The sequence below is a fragment of the Telluria sp. RB2R28 genome, from assembly GCF_059685835.1.
Genome location: NZ_JCASIK010000002.1, coordinates 450,681 through 467,246, shown reverse-complemented (window position 1 = coordinate 467,246; position 16,566 = coordinate 450,681). Strand labels below are relative to the sequence as shown.

Below are 16,566 nucleotides of genomic sequence, written 5' to 3'. Positions count from 1 at the left end.
CGACCACCACGCTGGCCGGGAGCACCCCGGCGGTATCGGCAACGATCTGGATTCTGTGTGCGGACCATGAAGACACCATTCTTTGCAGTTCTCCTGGCGCTATGCCTGCAGTTCGGCCTGCACGGCAGCGCCCATGCCGGTTTTCCCGAAGGCGCCAGTGCCTACAACGCCCGCAACTATGCGCTTGCGTTGAAGGAAGTCACGCCGCTGGCCAAGGCCGGCCACGCCGAAGCGCAGCATCTGCTGGGACTCATGTACTACATGGGCCGGGGCGTGCCGCGCGACTACAAGCAGGCATTTGCCTGGCACCAGAAGGCAGCGCTGCAGGGCAAGGCCGATGCGCAGTACGTGGTCGGGGCCATGTATTACACAGGCAACTCAGTGCCGCAAGACCAGAAGCACGCCGTGACCTGGTTCCGCAAGGCAGCCGAGCAGGGCCATGCCGAGGCGCAGAATGCCCTCGGGCTGATGTACCGCTACCACGTGGCTGGCGTGCCGCAGGATGTCGTACTGGCCTACATGCTCTACAACCTGGCTGCGGCCGGCGGCAACCGCAACGCCGTCGACCAGCGCGCCGCCATCGCCAAACGCATGACGCAGGAGCAGATCGAAGAAGCGCAGGCGCTGTCGCGTACCTGGAAACCAGGCACGCCACTCCCGGCGACATCGAAGACAGGGGGCGACGCTTGATGCATCCGGCGGCGCCGGCTCGCTTGGCCGACGCAAACTAGAAGGCAATCAACTGGACTCGCAATGAACGGATATTTTCGTCATTCCCTGGTTTTTCTGATGTCACTACCATGTAGCCTTCCGATGTTTGCTGCCGCCGAAAGCACAACCCTGGAAACAAATGGCATACAAGCGCCGCGCACCAACGCTGTTGTTCTGCAAGCCGGCGCGCCTTTGCGGCCTGAAGGAGATAAATCGCCGACTGCGGCCGGATCAACGGGCAGTGGGCTTGTCACTGCACCGTCTGCCGAAAACGAGCCTGAATTTTCTGCGCAGGACTTGCAAGCGGACTTTCGCTTCATGCGAGACGAAATCGACAGGATCCACCCAGATCCGGGCCTGTTCACAAGCCGGGAAACGCTCCGAAAGGCCTACGAATAAGTCGATGCGCAGTTGCAGAAACCAATGACCCGCGACCAGGCATGGCGGGTGCTTGCCAAGCTCAATCCGCTGTTCGCCGATGCTCACATGTCAGTTTCCCCGCGCAAATGGACAGCCCTTACCAAGGCACACCTCGAAGCGGGTGGTGTACTGTTCCCGTATGAGGTCCAGGTCGGCATCGATGGCGACATCATCATCCGGGCCGGGCTCGACGGCAGCAAGAGTCCGCTGACCGGCGTGCGCATCGAGCAAATCAACGGCGTGCCTGCGGCCCGGGTCGCGCAAGAACTCCTCTCGCTGATGGGCGGCGAAACGCCGGAACTGCGGGCCAATATTCTGTCGCGCCGCATGTGGTTTTATTACTGGCGAGTGTTTGGGGCGCCGCGGCAATTTGACCTGGTCGTTGCCAACCCTGATGGACCAAAACACATCCGCATGGCAGGCACCAGCAAGATTCCCCCTTCGCTGGACATGGAAGGGCCTTCCGGCTTCAAAAAAACCTTTCAGTTCGAACTGCTCCCCGGGAACGCAGCGCTGCTGACGATCAACCAGTTTCAATGGCCCGACCAGCAGGCCTTCAATGCATTCACCAAGGATGCGTTCACCAGAATCCGCGATGCGAAGGTAACGACCCTGATGATCGATGTCCGCGAGAATACGGGCGGCAACGACGACATGTGGAAAGCCGGTCTCGTACCTTATATCGCCGACAAGCCCTTCCGGAATGGCTCGAGCTACGTCAAAAAAGTCATCGAAGGGCGAGCGAGGGGAACCGAAAAGGTTGGCGACATCGTGCATGGGTTCGGCGACACCTGGGTTGAACCGGACTTGAGCAATCCGCTGCATTTTTCCGGAAAAACATACGTGCTGGTGGGCCGCATTACTTACTCGTCTGCGGTACTGTTCTCGAATGTGGTGCAAGACTTCGGTTTTGCACAGCTGGCAGGTGCCGGCGGCTATGCGCGCGCCCGTCAAACCGGCGGCGTGCGCAACATCACATTCCCGAATACCGGGCTGGAATTGACGATTCCGTTTTTCGCGCTCGACCGTCCCTCAGGAATTCGGGAGCCCGCGTTGGTACATCCCGACATCGTATTGCCTGACAGTCCATTCGACCGCATGGTGACCGTAAAAGCCTTGCTCGCACAGGTGCGCAATGCGAGCGCTTTCGCGTCTGGGCCTCATTCCACAATGCCTTAGTACATGATGTTGCTGTCAGGGTAATCAAGAAACGTTGTCAGACGCTCCCGTCCATGCTAAGTCCGGGGGCGTAATTGCCCTGTTATGCGGGCTGGCGAACTGAGTCACAGGGCAGGGCGGTCCATGATGAGGAAAATCAATTCATGGAGCACGCAATGGCCAAGGTCACACTCACGATGACGACCCACGTGCCGGTCTCGACCGGCGAAGCCTGGGCCTGGTCGACGTCGCTTGAAGGCGTGCGCACCGAAATGCGTCCGCTGCTCAAGGTCGTTTTTCCCAAGGCAATGACGCATATCGGCCCCGACACCGCACTCAACACGGTCCTGGGCCGCTGCCAGTTTTTGCTGTTCGGTCTGTTTCCAATCGACATGTCCAAGCTGCGCTTTACCGAGATGGAGCCGGGCCACCGCTTCGTCGAGGAATCCGACCTGCTGTCGATGCGCTCATGGCGCCATGAACGTGTGATCACGCCGTCGGCCGATGGCCGGGGCGCTCAGGTCACCGACTACCTGGCGTTCACGCCACGCCTGGCCACGCCCGTCGTGCGCTACCTCGTCAAGCTGTTTTTCGCGCACCGTCACAAGAAGCTGGCGCTGGCACTGGGCGAGCGGGCAGCGACCGGCCAACGCCGCGGCGAAGCCGGCAGAGCACGCTGAGAGAGGCTGAGATGCGTCCCCGCATGGTAGGCTTCGGCTTTGACTCATTCGCGCGCCCGATGCATTCGCGGCGTTGCAGCAATTTGGAGCTTGTATGTTGATTGCCACTCACGGCGGCAAATTTCACGCAGATGATGCGTGGGCCGTCGCCGTCCTGAAGGTGCTGTTCCCCGATGCCGACGTGATCCGCACCCGCGAGCAGGCCCGGATCGATGCCGCCGACTTCGCGATCGACGTTGGCGGGGTCTGGGACCCGGCCACCGGCCGGTTCGACCACCACCAGAAGGAATTCAATGCCACCCGGCCGTCCGGGGTGCCGTATGCCAGCGCCGGCCTCGTCTGGCGTGACCACGGCGCGCGCTGCGTTGCTGCGCTGGCCCTGCGGCACACGGGCGAAACCTTGTCCGAGGACACGGCCCAGCAGATCGCGTACGCCATCGACGTCGATATCGTCCAGTACCTCGATTTGTCGGACGTCGGCGTGGCCAAGAACGCGCCGGGCAGCTATGGCTTGTCGGCCGTGGTCTCGGGCTTCAATCCGGGCTGGCTCGACGAGCAGCGCCTGGGCTATGGCGAAGCAGTGGACGTGTATCGCATGGGTCAGTTCATGCGCGCCGTGGAGTTCCTCACCGATATCATGGGCAATGCCGTGCGCTACCGTGTGGGCGCCATGCTGGCCGTCACGCAGGTGCGCCAGGCCGAGGTGCTCGAAGGCGGCAAGCTGCTGTTCCTGAAGAACGCCGCGCTGCCGTGGAGCAGCATCGTGCGCAAGGAAATGCCGAAGATCCTGTTTGTCATCAGCCATAGCCTGACCGAAAACCGCTACATCCTGCACACGGTGTCGGTCGACACCGAAAGCTTCGATGCGCGCGCCGACCTGCCTGAAACCTGGGCTGGCCTGCGCGAAGCGGACCTGGCTGCCGTGACCGGCGTGCCGGACGCCGTGTTCTGCCACACGGGGCGCTTCATCGCTGCCGCGCGCAGCTACGATGGCATCCGGATCATGGCGCGCCAGGCGCTCGATGCGGTCGAGCAGGGCGTGACGGTCACGACCTATTCGTAGACGCTTCACTCGCGGCGCGCACGATCGCCCGGCCGTCGGCAAGCCGCCGCCGACTCCCGTACAATTGCGGTTTTGCTAATGCGGGAGCTTTCCATGCGCGCCATCGAGATCACCAAACCGGGCCAGCCCGACGTCTTGCAACTGTGTGAACGGCCATTGCCGGTCCTGAAAACCGGCGAAGTCCTGATCAAGGTCCATGCTGCCGGTATCAACCGCCCCGACGTGTTCCAGCGCCTGGGCAAATACCCTGTGCCGCCGGGCGCCTCCGACCTGCCGGGCCTCGAAGTGGCCGGCGAGATCGTCGACGGCGACCTGGGTGACAGCGGTTTTGCCAAGGGCGACCTCGTCTGCGCTCTGGTGCAGGGTGGCGGTTACGCCGAATACTGCGCCGCGCCACTCGAGCAATGCCTGCCGGTTCCAGAAGGGCTGACCCCGCTGGAAGCGGCGACCTTGCCGGAAACCTATTTCACGGTCTGGAGCAATGTGTTCGACCGTGCCCGCCTGAGCGAAGGCGAGAGCCTGCTGGTGCAGGGCGGCAGCTCGGGCATCGGCGTGACCGCCACCCAGGTCGCCAGCGCGCTGGGCCACCGCGTGTTCATCACGGCCGGCAGCGACGACAAATGCCGCGCCGTCGAAGCGCTGGGCGCCGAGCGGGGCATCAATTACCGCGATGAAGATTTTGTCGCCGTGGTCAAGGAACTCACGGACGGTCGTGGTGTCGATGTGATTCTGGATATGGTCGCTGGCGACTACGTGGCGCGCGAGATCGAGTGCCTGGCCGACGATGGCCGCCTGGTCGTCATCGCGCTGCTGGGCGGCGCGCAAGCCAACCTGGACATGAACCACGTGCTGCGCCGCCGCCTGACGATCACCGGTTCGACGCTGCGGCCACGTCCGGTCGCCTTCAAGGCCGCCATTGCACGCCAGTTGCGCGAGCAGGTCTGGCCGCTGTTCGCGCAGAAAAAGATCAAGCCGGTGATTCACCACGTGTTCCCGCTCCAAGAAGCCGCGGCGGCCCACACGATGATGGAATCGAGCACCCACGTGGGCAAGATCGTCCTGCAAGTACTGGCCGACTGACCATAAAAACAACAGGCGCGCCGGCGGGGCCCATAAGCTCCGCGCGGCGCATCCACGGGCGGTTTCAAGCAGATTGGCACTCTCAGCCATTGTTTGACCGCCACAATATCGACCGCTAGAATAGCGGGTTATTTGACATGGGGTAGTATGCGTCCCACACTCGTAGTAGGTAACTGGAAAATGAACGGCAGCCGGGCAGTCAATGCCGAGCTGCTGCAAGGCATTCTCGCGGGTCTGAGCCCGGACATGCAGGCGTCGTGCGCGGTGTGCGTCCCCGCGCCGTACCTGTTCCAGTGCGAGCAATTGTTGGCTGGCAGCAGTGTGGCCTGGGGCGCGCAGGATGTCGCGACCGAGCCGTGCGGCGCCTTCACCGGCGAAGTGTGCGTGTCGATGCTGCACGATTTCGGTTGCCGTTACGTGATCGTCGGCCACTCCGAGCGCCGCGGCTACCACGGCGAGTCGAACGAGCTGGTCGCGCGCAAGGCGAAAGCGGCGCTGGACGCCGGCCTGACCCCGATCGTGTGCATCGGCGAAACACTCGAGCAGCGCGAAGCGGGCGAAACCAACGACGTTGTCGGTGGCCAGCTGCACGCGGTGCTGGAACTGGTGGGCTTTGAAGATGTCGCACGTCTGGTGCTGGCGTACGAGCCGGTGTGGGCAATCGGTACCGGCAAGACGGCCACGCCCGAGATGGCGCAGCAGGTCCACGCCGACATGCGCGCGTTAGTGCGCAAGTGCAACGTTGATGCCGCAGAAACCGTACAAATCCTTTACGGCGGCAGCATGAAGCCGGAGAATGCACGCGAGCTGCTGGCGCAACCGGATATCGATGGCGGCCTGATCGGCGGGGCGGCACTGAAAGCGGCCGATTTCCTCGCCATTCTGCGTGCTGCTTAAAGACTTAATCTCGCACATTTAGTTTTGCGAAGATTTTGGAATTACAAAAAATTTGAAACGCTGTTAAACCTTGGAATGGAATTGCAATGATCTGGTCTAATCTTATTATCGTCGTGCAGGTTATCTCGGCCTTGTCCATTATTGGCCTGGTCCTGATGCAGCACGGCAAGGGCGCTGATATGGGTGCGGCCTTCGGTTCCGGCGCGTCGGGCAGCCTGTTCGGCGCATCCGGGTCGTCGAACTTCCTGTCCAAGGCAACGGCAGTGGCTGCCGCCGTGTTCTTCGGCACCACGCTGACGCTGGCCTACATCGGCAATGACCGCAGCGGCGGCGACAACGCCGGCGTGATGGGCCGTGCCCAGGCGCCAGCAGCCGGCATCCCGGTCACGGCGCCGGTGCAGACGGCGCCAGCCGATGTGCCAACGCTGCCAGCGGGCAGTGCCGTTCCGGCAGCGCCCGCCCCGGCTGTTCCGGCAACCCCGGCGCCAGCCCCGGCAACCCCGGCGCCAGCCACGAACTAAGCCACGCAGTCCCGGCGCCATGCGCGCCATTGCTGTTCCAGAACAATGCGCCTTTTTATCGGGCGCATTGTCGTTTTTAGGCGTAGAATACTGCGGCGCGTGGCAGGGTTGAACAACCGGTCTGTGCAGTCTTGCAATATTGACGATCGTGTCGCTACGAACTTTGTCATGCTCATGTCAGTAAATGAGCGTCCAATAGATTGTTCGGCGATATGATTCAAATAATTGGCAAATATCTTTGTGATTGCGCAATTTGAGCATTGAAAGATAGTGCTAAAGCAGGGTAAAATACTGTTCTCCAGCCGACGTGGTGAAATTGGTAGACACGCTATCTTGAGGGGGTAGTGGCGCAAGCTGTGCGAGTTCGAGTCTCGCCGTCGGCACCAAAATTTAGAAAGAAAGCCAGCAAGGGCGCACGAGTTTTTACCTCATGCCTGAGCTGGCTTTTTTACGAGGATCTGTCGTACGATCCTGGCGGCAGGCTCGAAGCCAGGTTCGCACGATTCGGTGCTGCATCTCTGCAGCGTTCCATTAACCGATCGTTCAGAAGGCTTCATCGTGAACCTCGAAAGTTATCTCCCCGTTCTTCTCTTTATCCTGGTTGGCATCGGTGTCGGTGTCGCCCCTCAGGTGCTTGGTCGCCTGCTCGGGCCGCACAAACCCGACGATGCCAAACTGTCTCCGTATGAATGCGGCTTCGAAGCCTTCGAAGACGCGCGCATGAAGTTCGACGTCCGGTACTACCTGGTCGCGATCCTGTTTATTTTGTTTGATCTTGAAACGGCATTCTTCTTCCCATGGGGCGTCTCGATGCGCGAACTGGGGTTCACCGGTTTCATCACGATGATGGTGTTCATCGCCGAATTCGTCGTGGGCTTCTGGTACATCTGGAAGAAAGGTGCCCTTGATTGGGAATAAGCCATGGCTATTGAAGGCGTACTAAACGAAGGTTTCATCACCACCACAGCCGACAAGCTGGTCAACTGGGCACGTACCGGGTCGATGTTCCCGATGACGTTCGGTCTGGCCTGCTGCGCGGTCGAGATGATGCACGTGGGCGCGGCCCGCTACGACATGGACCGCTTCGGTATCGTGTTCCGTCCGTCGCCACGCCAGTCCGACGTCATGATCGTTGCCGGCACGCTGTGCAACAAGATGGCGCCGGCGCTGCGCAAGGTCTATGACCAGATGGCCGAGCCGCGCTGGGTCATCTCGATGGGCTCCTGCGCCAACGGTGGCGGCTACTACCATTATTCGTATTCGGTCGTCCGTGGCTGCGATCGCATCGTCCCGGTCGATGTCTACGTGCCTGGCTGTCCACCGACCGCCGAAGCTCTGCTGTACGGCATCATGCAGCTCCAGAACAAGATCAAGCGCACCAATACCATCGCGCGCTAAAAACGGACGGCGTACTCCATGACGACAAAACTCGAAACCCTTCAACTCGCCCTGCAGACTGCATTGGGCGAGGGCGCCGCGATCTCGGCGGCGCTGGGTGAAGTCACGGTGGTGGTCAAAGCCGCCGACTACATCCGCTCGATGACGGCCCTGCGCGATACCCCTGCGCTGGCCTTCGAGCAGATGATCGACCTGTGCGGCGTCGACTATTCTGAATATGGCGAAGGCACCTACGAAGGACCGCGCTTTGCGGTCGTCGTGCACCTGCTGTCGCTGACCCACAACTGGCGCGTGCGCGTGCGGGTGTTCTGCCCGGACGACGACATGCCGCTGGTCGAATCGATTACGCCGATCTGGCGCGCCGCCAACTGGTTCGAGCGCGAAGCGTTCGACCTGTTCGGCATCCTGTTCGATGGCCACGGCGACCTGCGCCGCATCCTGACCGACTACGGTTTCATCGGCCACCCGTTCCGCAAGGACTTCCCGGTCTCGGGCTATGTCGAAATGCGCTACGACCCCGAGCAGAAACGCGTGATCTATCAACCCGTCACGATCGAACCGCGCGAGAACATTCCCCGCGTGATTCGCGAAGAGACTTACGGGACGAAATAATGGCTGAGCTTAAGAACTACACCCTGAACTTTGGTCCGCAGCACCCGGCAGCGCACGGCGTGCTGCGCCTCGTGCTCGAGCTCGACGGCGAGGTGATCCAGCGTGCCGACCCGCACATCGGCCTGCTGCACCGCGGCACCGAGAAGCTGGCCGAAACCCGCACCTACCTGCAATCGGTGCCGTACATGGACCGTCTCGACTACGTGTCGATGATGTGCAATGAACACGGCTACGTGCTGGCGATCGAAAAGCTGCTCGGCATCCAGGCGCCGATCCGCGCCCAGTACATCCGCACGATGTTCGACGAAGTCACCCGCATCCTGAACCACCTGATGTGGCTGGGCGCGCACGCACTGGACATCGGCGCCATGGGCCCGTTCCTGTACTGCTTCCGCGACCGCGAAGACCTGTTCGACGTCTACGAAGCCGTATCGGGCGCGCGCATGCACGCGGCCTACTACCGCCCGGGCGGCGTGTACCGCGACCTGCCGGACACGATGCCACAGCACAAGGCTTCGCCGATCCGCAGCGCCAAGGCGATCGACGCACTGAACGAACACCGTCAGGGCTCCGTGCTCGACTTCCTCGACGCGTTCACGAAGCGCTTCGATGGTTACGTCGACGAATACGAAACCCTGCTGACCGACAACCGTATCTGGAAGCAGCGTACGGTCGGCATCGGTGTCGTGACACCCGAAGACGCGAAAGCGATGGGCTTCACCGGCGCCATGCTGCGCGGTTCGGGCATCGCCTGGGACCTGCGCAAGACGCAGCCGTATGCAGCGTACGACAAGGTCGAGTTCGACATCCCGGTGGGCACCAACGGCGACTCGTACGACCGCTACCTGGTGCGCGTCGAAGAGATGCGCCAGTCGAACCGCATCATCAAGCAATGCATCACGTGGCTGCGCGCGAATCCGGGCCCGGTCATGATCGACAATAACAAGATTGCGCCGCCGAACCGGATGGACATGAAGTCCAATATGGAATCGCTGATTCACCACTTCAAGCTGTTCACCGAAGGCTTCCACGTCCCCGAGGGCGAGGCGTACGCTGCGGTCGAGCATCCGAAGGGCGAGTTCGGCATCTATATCGTCTCCGACGGCGCCAACAAGCCATACCGCCTGAAAATCCGCACGCCGGACTATGTCCACCTGCAGAGCCTCGACGAAATGGCACGCGGACACATGATCGCTGATGCCGTCGCCATCATCGGTACGCAAGACATCGTGTTCGGCAGTATTGATCGCTAGTCCGAAAGGCAGAGAAGAATATGTTATCCCCGCAGTGCTATCAAAAAATCGATCGGGAGCTGGCCAAGTACCCAGCCGATCAACGCCAGTCGGCCGTGATGGCCTCGCTCGCCCACGCCCAGGTCGAACTGGGCTGGCTGTCGCCAGAGACGATGCAGGAAATCGCCGACTACATCGAGATGCCGGCCATTGCCGTGCAAGAGGTGGCGACTTTCTACAATATGTTCAACGTCAAGCCGGTCGGCCAGCACAAGATCACCGTGTGCACCAACCTGCCTTGCGCATTGTCGGGCGGCGAACGCGCGGCCCAGCGCATCAAGGACGCCCTGAACATCGACTTCCGTGACACCACGGCGGACGGCAAGTTCACGCTGATGGAAGGCGAGTGCATGGGCGCCTGCGGCGACGCACCCGTCATGCTGGTGAACAACCACCGCATGTGTTCGTTCATGAGCGACGCCAAGATCGACGCCCTGCTTGAGGAACTGAACAAATGACCAGCCTGCACGATCGTCACATCAAGCCGCTGATCCTGAAGGATCTGAACGGCGCCAACTGGCACCTGTCCGACTACGTCAACCGTGGCGGCTACTCGGCGCTGCGCCGCATCATCGAAGAAAAGATCACGCCCGAGCAGATCATCGCCGACATGAAGGCGTCGGGTCTGCGCGGCCGTGGCGGCGCCGGTTTCCCGACCGGCCTGAAGTGGAGCTTCATGCCGCGCCAGTTCCCGGGCCAGAAATACCTCGTCTGCAATACCGACGAAGGCGAGCCGGGCACGTTCAAGGACCGCGACATCATTCGCTACAACCCGCATGCGCTGATCGAAGGCATGGCCATCGGCGCCTACGCGATGGGCATCACCGTGGGTTACAACTATATCCACGGCGAGATCTTCGAAGACTACCTGCGCTTTGAAGAAGCGCTGGAAGAGGCGCGCGCCGCGGGCTTTTTGGGTGACAACATCCTGGGCAGCACGTTCTCGTTCCAGCTGCACGCGCACCACGGTTACGGCGCCTACATCTGCGGCGAAGAAACCGCGCTGCTCGAGTCGCTCGAAGGCAAGAAGGGCCAGCCGCGCTTCAAGCCGCCGTTCCCGGCCTCGTTCGGCCTGTACGGCAAGCCCACGACGATCAACAACACCGAGACCTTCGCTGCGGTCCCGTTCATCCTGAACATCGGCGCCGAGAACTACATGGCGCTGGGCAAGCCGAACAACGGCGGCACCAAGATCTTCTCGATCTCGGGCGACGTCGAGCGGCCAGGCAACTACGAAGTTCCGCTGGGTACGCCATTTGCGACCCTGATGGAACTGGCCGGTGGCATGCGCGGCGGCAAGAAGATCAAGGCCGTGATTCCAGGCGGTTCGTCGGCGCCAGTGGTGCCGGGCGAGCAGATGATGCAAACCGATCTCGACTACGATTCGATCGCCAAGGCCGGCTCGATGCTGGGTTCGGGCGCCGTGATCGTGATGGACGAGACGCGCTGCATGGTCAAGTCGCTGCTGCGCCTGTCGTACTTCTATTACGAAGAATCGTGCGGCCAGTGCACGCCATGCCGCGAAGGCACGGGCTGGATGTACCGCATGGTTCACCGCATCGAGCATGGCCAGGGCCGACCGGACGACATGGATCTGCTGAACAACATCGCTGACAACATCAAGGGCCGCACGATTTGCGCGCTCGGCGATGCGGCCGCGATGCCAGTGCAGGCCATGATCAAGCACTTCCGCGAAGAATTTGAATATCACATTGAGCACAAGCACTGCCTCGTGCCCTCATACCTTTAAACCAGGTCAGGTAACGATCCCATGGTTGAAATTGAATTAGACGGCAAGAAAGTTGAAGTCCCACCGGGTTCGATGGTGATGGACGCCGCAAACAAGCTCGGAACGTACATTCCGCACTTCTGCTATCACAAGAAATTGTCGATCGCTGCGAACTGCCGCATGTGCCTCGTCGAAGTGGAAAAGGCGCCGAAGCCTTTGCCAGCGTGCGCGACTCCGGTCTCGCCGGGCATGATCGTGCGCAGCCACAGCGACAAGGCCGTGCAGGCCCAGAAGTCGGTGATGGAATTTTTGCTCATTAACCACCCGCTCGACTGCCCGATCTGCGATCAGGGCGGCGAATGCCAGTTGCAGGATCTGGCAGTGGGCTACGGCAAGAGCGGTTCGCGCTACGAAGAAGAAAAGCGCGTGGTGGCCCCGAAAGAAGCGGGCCCGCTGATCTCGATGGAAGAGATGTCGCGTTGCATCCAGTGCACCCGTTGCGTGCGTTTCGGCCAGGAAGTGGCCGGCGTCATGGAATTCGGCATGCTGGGCCGCGGCGAGCATTCCGAAATCACGACGTTCGTCGGCAAGACGGTCGACTCGGAAGTCTCGGGCAACATGATCGACCTGTGCCCGGTCGGCGCGCTCACCAGCAAGCCATTCCGTTATTCGGCACGTCCATGGGAACTGCAGCGCCGCAAGTCGGTCTCGCCGCACGATTCGCTGGGCGCGAACCTGATCGTCCAGGTCAAGGGTGGCCGTGTCATGCGCGTACTGCCGCTTGAGAACGAAGCGGTCAACGAATGCTGGCTGTCGGATAAAGAGCGTTTCTCGTATGAAGCGCTGAACAACACCGACCGCCTGACGAAGCCAATGATCAAGCAGGGCGGCATGTGGCAGGAAGCCGAGTGGCAGACCGCCCTCGAATACGTCGCCCACGGCCTGCGCAATATCCGTCACGAACATGGCGCCGATGCGATCGCTGCCGTCGCGACTGCGCACTCGACCGTCGAAGAACTGCACCTGCTGAACAAGGCCATGCGTGGCATGGGTTCGGACAACGTCGAGTTCCGCCTGCGCCAGAGCGACTTTTCGCTCGACGGGCAGGTCACGCCATGGCTCGGCATGCCGATCGCTCAGCTGAGCACGCTCAAACGCGCACTGGTCATCGGCTCGTTCCTGCGCAAGGATCATCCTTTGGCCGCGACCCGCCTGCGCGCCGCCACCAAGTCGGGCCTGCGCCTGTCGCTGGTGGCTGGTGCCGACGACGAACTGCTGATGAAGGTCGCGCACAAGCTGATCGCCGCGCCGAGCGACTGGCTCGTCGCGCTGTCGGAAATCGTCGTTGCCATCGCTGCCGACAAGGGCATCGCCGCACCGGCCGGTTTCGAGCAGATCGAAGCGTCGGACATCGCCAAAGCGATTGCCGCATCGCTGGTCGTCGTTGGCGACGTCGAACTGCCAGGCGCGATCCTGCTGGGCAACGCTGCTGCGCAACATCCGCAAGCCTCGAAAATCCACGCCGCCGCGCAGTGGATCGCCGAGCAGACCGGTTGTTCGTTCGGTTATCTGGTCGAGTCGGCCAACACGATCGGCGGCCACCTGGTGGGCGCCACGTCGGGCAAGAACGAAGCACCGTTCGCCACGCCGAAAAAAGCCTATGTGCTGCTGAACGCCGAGCCGCAACTCGACGCCGCCAATCCGCAGCAAGCGACCGCCGCACTGGCTGGCGCCGAGATGGTCGTCGTCATGTCGGCCTTCAAGCATGGCCTGGACTACGCCGACGTGCTGCTGCCGATCGCGCCGTTCTCGGAAACCTCGGGCACGTTCGTCAATTGCGAAGGCCGCGCACAGAGCTTCAACGGCACCGTGCGTCCATTGGGCGACACCCGTCCAGCCTGGAAAGTGCTGCGCGTGCTGGGTAACCTGCTGGGCCTGCAAGGCTTCGACTACGACACGTCGGAATCGATCCGCGACGAGCTGTTCGGCAAGGGTGTCACCGATCTGTCGGGCAAGCTGAACAACAAAGCCACGCTGGCACCGACCGTCGGCGCGTATGCGCCAGCCGGCCAGCTCGAGCGCGTGACCGACGTGCCGGTGTACTTCACCGATGCGCTGGCACGCCGCGCCGAACCGCTGCAGCGCACCGCCGACGCGAACGCGCCGCTGGTCACGCTGTCGAAAGCGGTGGCTGAATCGATCGGCGTCAAGGCCGGCGACAGCGTCACCGTCACGCAGGGCGCCGGTTCGGCCGTGCTGGTGGCCGATGTCGACGCCACGCTGCCATCGAACGCAGTGCGTGTCGCCGCCGGCCATCCGGCCGTGGCAGGCCTGGGCGCCATGTTCGGTTCCATCCAAGTTGCAAAAGCAGGGGAGAGCAAGTAATGGCCGCGCCCGGTTACATTGATTCATTCAACGCCGGCGGTGCAGACCTGCTCGGCCCGGTCTGGCCGATTGCCTGGACCCTGATCAAGATCATCGCGGTGCTGGCACCGTTGATGATCGCGATTGCCTACGCCACGCTGTGGGAACGCAAGTTCATCGGCTGGATCCAGATCCGCGTCGGTCCGAACCGCGTCGGTCCTGGCGGCCTGCTGCAGCCGATGGCCGACGGCCTGAAGCTTCTGATCAAAGAGATCGTGATCCCGGCCAAGGCCAGCAAGAGCCTGTTCGTGATCGGTCCGGTCATGACGATCATGCCGGCGCTGGCCGCCTGGTCGGTCATTCCGTTCGGTCCGCAGTTTGCGCTGGCCAACGTGAACGCCGGCGTGCTGCTGCTGATGGCCATCACCTCGGTCGAGGTCTACGGCATCATCATCGCCGGCTGGGCGTCGAACTCGAAGTACTCGTTCATGGGCGCCATGCGCGCATCGGCCCAGATGATCTCGTACGAAATCCCGATGGGCTTCGTGCTGGTGGTCGTGCTGATGGTGACGGGTAGCCTGAACCTGTCGGACATCGTCTTCGCGCAACAGACTGGCATGTTCGCCGGCATGGGTGTGAACTTCCTGTCGTGGAACTGGCTGCCGCTGTTCCCGCTGTTCATCATCTACCTGATTTCGGGCCTGGCCGAGTGCGGCCGTCACCCGTTCGACGTGATCGAAGGTGAATCCGAGATCGTTGCCGGTCACATGGTCGAATATTCGGGCATGTCGTACGCGATGTTCATGCTGGCCGAGTACGGCAACATGATCCTGATCGCCTGCCTGGCATCGCTGTTCTTCCTCGGTGGCTGGTCGGCACCATTCAGCTTCCTCGAAGTGGGCGGTACCCTGGGCGGCTTCATCGGCTTCTTCTGGCTGTTCCTGAAAACGTTCTGCCTGGTCACGTTCTTCATCTGGGTGCGCGGTACGTTCCCACGTTACCGTTACGACCAGATCATGCGTCTGGGCTGGAAAGTGTTCATTCCGATCACGCTGATCTGGCTGGTGTTCATCGCCGCCTGGATGCAGACGTCGTGGAATATTTGGAAGTAAGGGGACGCACATGTCACGTATGAAAGAAATCCTCGGCAGCCTGATGCTGACCGAGTTGATCAAGGGCCTGGCCCTGACCGGCCGCTACGCTCTGTCGCGCTCGATCACGGTTCAGTACCCGGAAGAAAAGACCCCGATGTCGAACCGCTTCCGCGGTCTGCATGCGCTGCGTCGCTACCCCAACGGGGAAGAGCGCTGCATCGCCTGCAAACTGTGTGAAGCAGTCTGCCCGGCCATGGCGATCACGATCGAGTCGACCCAGCGCGAAGACGGCACCCGCCGCACCTCGCGCTACGACATCGACCTGACCAAGTGCATCTTCTGCGGCTTCTGCGAAGAATCGTGCCCGGTTGATTCGATCGTTGAAACACACGTGCTGGAATACCACGGCGAAAAACGCGGCGACCTCTATTACACCAAAGAGATGCTGCTGGCCGTGGGTGACCGCTACGAAACCGAGATTGCCGCTGCCCGCGAGGCGGACGCCAAGTTCCGCTAAGTGTTAATTACAAGAGGCTCCTGGGTTAGTCATGACATTTACTGATATTTTGTTCTACGTGTTCGCGGCCGTGATGGTGCTGGCAGGCCTGCGCGTCATCACCGCCAAGAACCCGGTTCACGCCGCGCTGTTCCTGGTGCTGGCCTTCTTCAACGCCGCCGGTATCTGGCTGCTGCTGAAGGCCGAATTCCTCGCCATCGTTCTGGTGCTGGTCTATGTCGGCGCCGTCATGGTGCTGTTCCTGTTCGTCGTCATGATGCTTGATATTAATATCGACCGCATGCGCGAAGGTTTCTGGGGCTTCCTGCCGCTGGCAGCCGGCGTCGGCGCCCTGATCGTGCTCGAAATGGGCGCGGTGCTGTGGCACGGCTACAGCAACTTCCAGCAAACGCCGGAAGCGGCTGCCATGAACATCGGCGGTACCAAGGAACTGGGCCTGCAGATCTACACCCGCTACATCTACGGCTTTGAAATTGCCGCCGTGGTGCTGCTGGTGGCGATCATCGCCGCCGTAGCCCTGACGCTGCGCCGCCGCAAGGACAGCAAGGCCATCGATCCGGCCGACGCCGTGCGTGTGAAACGCAACGACCGCCTGAAGATCATCAAGGTCGCGACCGTGAACCAGCCGGCCATCGACGCCGCGAACGTGGCCAAGGCCGCTGCAGCCGCTGCTGCTGCCGAACCGAAGGAAAGCAAATGACCGTCTCCCTCGCACACTATCTGATCCTGGGCGCGATCCTGTTCGCGATCTCGGTGGTCGGTATCTTCCTGAACCGGAAGAACATCATCATCTTGCTGATGGCCATCGAATTGATGCTGCTGGCGGTGAACCTGAACTTCATCGCGTTTTCCCACTACCTGGGCGACGCGGCGGGGCAGATCTTCGTGTTCTTCATTTTGACCGTCGCGGCCGCCGAAAGCGCAATCGGCCTGGCGATCCTGGTGGTCCTGTTCCGCAATCTGGACACGATCAACGTGGAAGACCTCGACAGCCTCAAGGGCTGATCGGTCTCGCTCGATAACTTATAAC

At 61.6% G+C, this 16,566-nt stretch carries 19 protein-coding genes and 1 tRNA gene; all 20 read left to right on the top strand.

The genetic code is table 11. From position 1 onward, the window contains the following. Positions 1 to 66: 66 nt before the first annotated feature. The 20 genes from AC56LV_RS09660 to nuoK all read left to right on the top strand — a co-directional run bounded on the left by AC56LV_RS09660 (position 67) and on the right by nuoK (position 16,541). Entirely contained in the window at positions 67 to 690 is a 624-nt protein-coding gene (locus tag AC56LV_RS09660) for a tetratricopeptide repeat protein (protein WP_499557198.1), read from the top strand. 63 nt (positions 691 to 753) lie between these two features. After that, positions 754 to 1,110: a hypothetical protein gene (locus tag AC56LV_RS09655; protein ID WP_499557196.1), complete on the top strand. Its 357-nt coding sequence runs from the start codon at positions 754 to 756 to the stop codon at positions 1,108 to 1,110. A 24-nt stretch (positions 1,111 to 1,134) separates the two neighbouring features. Further along, positions 1,135 to 2,310 (top strand): S41 family peptidase, encoded by a 1,176-nt coding sequence (locus tag AC56LV_RS09650; protein ID WP_499557194.1) that lies wholly within the window; start codon positions 1,135 to 1,137, stop codon positions 2,308 to 2,310. A 143-nt stretch (positions 2,311 to 2,453) separates the two neighbouring features. Next, positions 2,454 to 2,969 carry an Rv1443c family protein gene (locus AC56LV_RS09645; protein WP_499557192.1) on the top strand — a complete coding sequence of 172 codons (516 nt, stop codon included), beginning with the start codon at positions 2,454 to 2,456 and terminating at the stop codon, positions 2,967 to 2,969. A gap of 94 nt (positions 2,970 to 3,063) precedes the next feature. Next, positions 3,064 to 4,032 carry an MYG1 family protein gene (locus tag AC56LV_RS09640; protein ID WP_499557190.1) on the top strand — a complete coding sequence of 323 codons (969 nt, stop codon included), beginning with the start codon at positions 3,064 to 3,066 and terminating at the stop codon, positions 4,030 to 4,032. 93 nt (positions 4,033 to 4,125) lie between these two features. Further along, a complete protein-coding gene (locus AC56LV_RS09635) occupies positions 4,126 to 5,112 on the top strand; it encodes an NAD(P)H-quinone oxidoreductase (protein WP_499557188.1) in 987 nt (328 codons plus the stop codon). 147 nt (positions 5,113 to 5,259) lie between these two features. Beyond that, the gene (tpiA, locus tag AC56LV_RS09630) at positions 5,260 to 6,009 is read left to right on the top strand and encodes a triose-phosphate isomerase (RefSeq protein ID WP_499557186.1); all 750 of its coding nucleotides are present in this window, start codon (positions 5,260 to 5,262) and stop codon (positions 6,007 to 6,009) included. 86 nt (positions 6,010 to 6,095) lie between these two features. After that, the gene (gene secG, locus AC56LV_RS09625) at positions 6,096 to 6,530 is read left to right on the top strand and encodes a preprotein translocase subunit SecG (protein WP_499557184.1); all 435 of its coding nucleotides are present in this window, start codon (positions 6,096 to 6,098) and stop codon (positions 6,528 to 6,530) included. Positions 6,531 to 6,831: 301 nt separating this feature from the next. After that, positions 6,832 to 6,916: transfer RNA gene (locus tag AC56LV_RS09620), tRNA-Leu, on the top strand. 172 nt (positions 6,917 to 7,088) lie between these two features. After that, positions 7,089 to 7,448 carry an NADH-quinone oxidoreductase subunit A gene (locus AC56LV_RS09615; RefSeq protein WP_183557670.1) on the top strand — a complete coding sequence of 120 codons (360 nt, stop codon included), beginning with the start codon at positions 7,089 to 7,091 and terminating at the stop codon, positions 7,446 to 7,448. A 3-nt stretch (positions 7,449 to 7,451) separates the two neighbouring features. Continuing rightward, a complete protein-coding gene (locus AC56LV_RS09610) occupies positions 7,452 to 7,928 on the top strand; it encodes a NuoB/complex I 20 kDa subunit family protein (protein WP_147933132.1) in 477 nt (158 codons plus the stop codon). Positions 7,929 to 7,946: 18 nt separating this feature from the next. Beyond that, positions 7,947 to 8,540: an NADH-quinone oxidoreductase subunit C gene (locus tag AC56LV_RS09605; protein WP_499557182.1), complete on the top strand. Its 594-nt coding sequence runs from the start codon at positions 7,947 to 7,949 to the stop codon at positions 8,538 to 8,540. Then, the gene (locus tag AC56LV_RS09600; protein ID WP_183557677.1) at positions 8,540 to 9,793 is read left to right on the top strand and encodes an NADH-quinone oxidoreductase subunit D; all 1,254 of its coding nucleotides are present in this window, start codon (positions 8,540 to 8,542) and stop codon (positions 9,791 to 9,793) included. The genes AC56LV_RS09605 and AC56LV_RS09600 overlap by 1 nt, the downstream gene beginning before the upstream one ends. Positions 9,794 to 9,813: 20 nt before the next feature. Further along, the gene (gene nuoE, locus AC56LV_RS09595; RefSeq protein WP_258834891.1) at positions 9,814 to 10,290 is read left to right on the top strand and encodes an NADH-quinone oxidoreductase subunit NuoE; all 477 of its coding nucleotides are present in this window, start codon (positions 9,814 to 9,816) and stop codon (positions 10,288 to 10,290) included. Then, a complete protein-coding gene (gene nuoF, locus AC56LV_RS09590; protein ID WP_499557180.1) occupies positions 10,287 to 11,582 on the top strand; it encodes an NADH-quinone oxidoreductase subunit NuoF in 1,296 nt (431 codons plus the stop codon). The genes nuoE and nuoF overlap by 4 nt, the downstream gene beginning before the upstream one ends. A gap of 21 nt (positions 11,583 to 11,603) precedes the next feature. Beyond that, entirely contained in the window at positions 11,604 to 13,946 is a 2,343-nt protein-coding gene (nuoG, locus tag AC56LV_RS09585; RefSeq protein ID WP_499557178.1) for an NADH-quinone oxidoreductase subunit NuoG, read from the top strand. Beyond that, on the top strand, positions 13,946 to 15,037 hold the full coding sequence (gene nuoH / locus AC56LV_RS09580; RefSeq protein ID WP_499503079.1) for an NADH-quinone oxidoreductase subunit NuoH: 1,092 nt from the start codon (positions 13,946 to 13,948) through the stop codon (positions 15,035 to 15,037). Before nuoG ends, nuoH begins: the two co-directional genes overlap by 1 nt. Positions 15,038 to 15,047: 10 nt before the next feature. Next, a complete protein-coding gene (gene nuoI / locus AC56LV_RS09575) occupies positions 15,048 to 15,536 on the top strand; it encodes an NADH-quinone oxidoreductase subunit NuoI (RefSeq protein ID WP_183557692.1) in 489 nt (162 codons plus the stop codon). 31 nt (positions 15,537 to 15,567) lie between these two features. Further along, positions 15,568 to 16,236, top strand: a complete 669-nt coding sequence (locus AC56LV_RS09570; RefSeq protein ID WP_499557176.1) for an NADH-quinone oxidoreductase subunit J — start codon at positions 15,568 to 15,570, stop codon at positions 16,234 to 16,236. Continuing rightward, positions 16,233 to 16,541 (top strand): NADH-quinone oxidoreductase subunit NuoK, encoded by a 309-nt coding sequence (gene nuoK, locus AC56LV_RS09565; protein WP_183557698.1) that lies wholly within the window; start codon positions 16,233 to 16,235, stop codon positions 16,539 to 16,541. Before AC56LV_RS09570 ends, nuoK begins: the two co-directional genes overlap by 4 nt. Positions 16,542 to 16,566: the final 25 nt, after the last annotated feature.

What these genes read in the sequence shown, in the direction of transcription:
- tpiA (WP_499557186.1), top strand. Translation starts at nt 5,260, where the DNA reads ATGCGTCCCACACTCGTAGTAGGTAACTGGAAAATGAACGGCAGCCGG.
- AC56LV_RS09605 (WP_499557182.1), top strand. Translation starts at nt 7,947, where the DNA reads ATGACGACAAAACTCGAAACCCTTCAACTCGCCCTGCAGACTGCATTG.
- AC56LV_RS09600 (WP_183557677.1), top strand. Translation starts at nt 8,540, where the DNA reads ATGGCTGAGCTTAAGAACTACACCCTGAACTTTGGTCCGCAGCACCCG.
- AC56LV_RS09610 (WP_147933132.1), top strand. Translation starts at nt 7,452, where the DNA reads ATGGCTATTGAAGGCGTACTAAACGAAGGTTTCATCACCACCACAGCC.
- nuoI (WP_183557692.1), top strand. Translation starts at nt 15,048, where the DNA reads ATGTCACGTATGAAAGAAATCCTCGGCAGCCTGATGCTGACCGAGTTG.
- AC56LV_RS09570 (WP_499557176.1), top strand. Translation starts at nt 15,568, where the DNA reads ATGACATTTACTGATATTTTGTTCTACGTGTTCGCGGCCGTGATGGTG.
- AC56LV_RS09645 (WP_499557192.1), top strand. Translation starts at nt 2,454, where the DNA reads ATGGAGCACGCAATGGCCAAGGTCACACTCACGATGACGACCCACGTG.
- nuoF (WP_499557180.1), top strand. Translation starts at nt 10,287, where the DNA reads ATGACCAGCCTGCACGATCGTCACATCAAGCCGCTGATCCTGAAGGAT.
- AC56LV_RS09655 (WP_499557196.1), top strand. Translation starts at nt 754, where the DNA reads ATGAACGGATATTTTCGTCATTCCCTGGTTTTTCTGATGTCACTACCA.
- nuoH (WP_499503079.1), top strand. Translation starts at nt 13,946, where the DNA reads ATGGCCGCGCCCGGTTACATTGATTCATTCAACGCCGGCGGTGCAGAC.
- AC56LV_RS09650 (WP_499557194.1), top strand. Translation starts at nt 1,135, where the DNA reads ATGACCCGCGACCAGGCATGGCGGGTGCTTGCCAAGCTCAATCCGCTG.
- nuoE (WP_258834891.1), top strand. Translation starts at nt 9,814, where the DNA reads ATGTTATCCCCGCAGTGCTATCAAAAAATCGATCGGGAGCTGGCCAAG.
- nuoK (WP_183557698.1), top strand. Translation starts at nt 16,233, where the DNA reads ATGACCGTCTCCCTCGCACACTATCTGATCCTGGGCGCGATCCTGTTC.
- AC56LV_RS09635 (WP_499557188.1), top strand. Translation starts at nt 4,126, where the DNA reads ATGCGCGCCATCGAGATCACCAAACCGGGCCAGCCCGACGTCTTGCAA.
- nuoG (WP_499557178.1), top strand. Translation starts at nt 11,604, where the DNA reads ATGGTTGAAATTGAATTAGACGGCAAGAAAGTTGAAGTCCCACCGGGT.
- secG (WP_499557184.1), top strand. Translation starts at nt 6,096, where the DNA reads ATGATCTGGTCTAATCTTATTATCGTCGTGCAGGTTATCTCGGCCTTG.
- AC56LV_RS09640 (WP_499557190.1), top strand. Translation starts at nt 3,064, where the DNA reads ATGTTGATTGCCACTCACGGCGGCAAATTTCACGCAGATGATGCGTGG.
- AC56LV_RS09660 (WP_499557198.1), top strand. Translation starts at nt 67, where the DNA reads ATGAAGACACCATTCTTTGCAGTTCTCCTGGCGCTATGCCTGCAGTTC.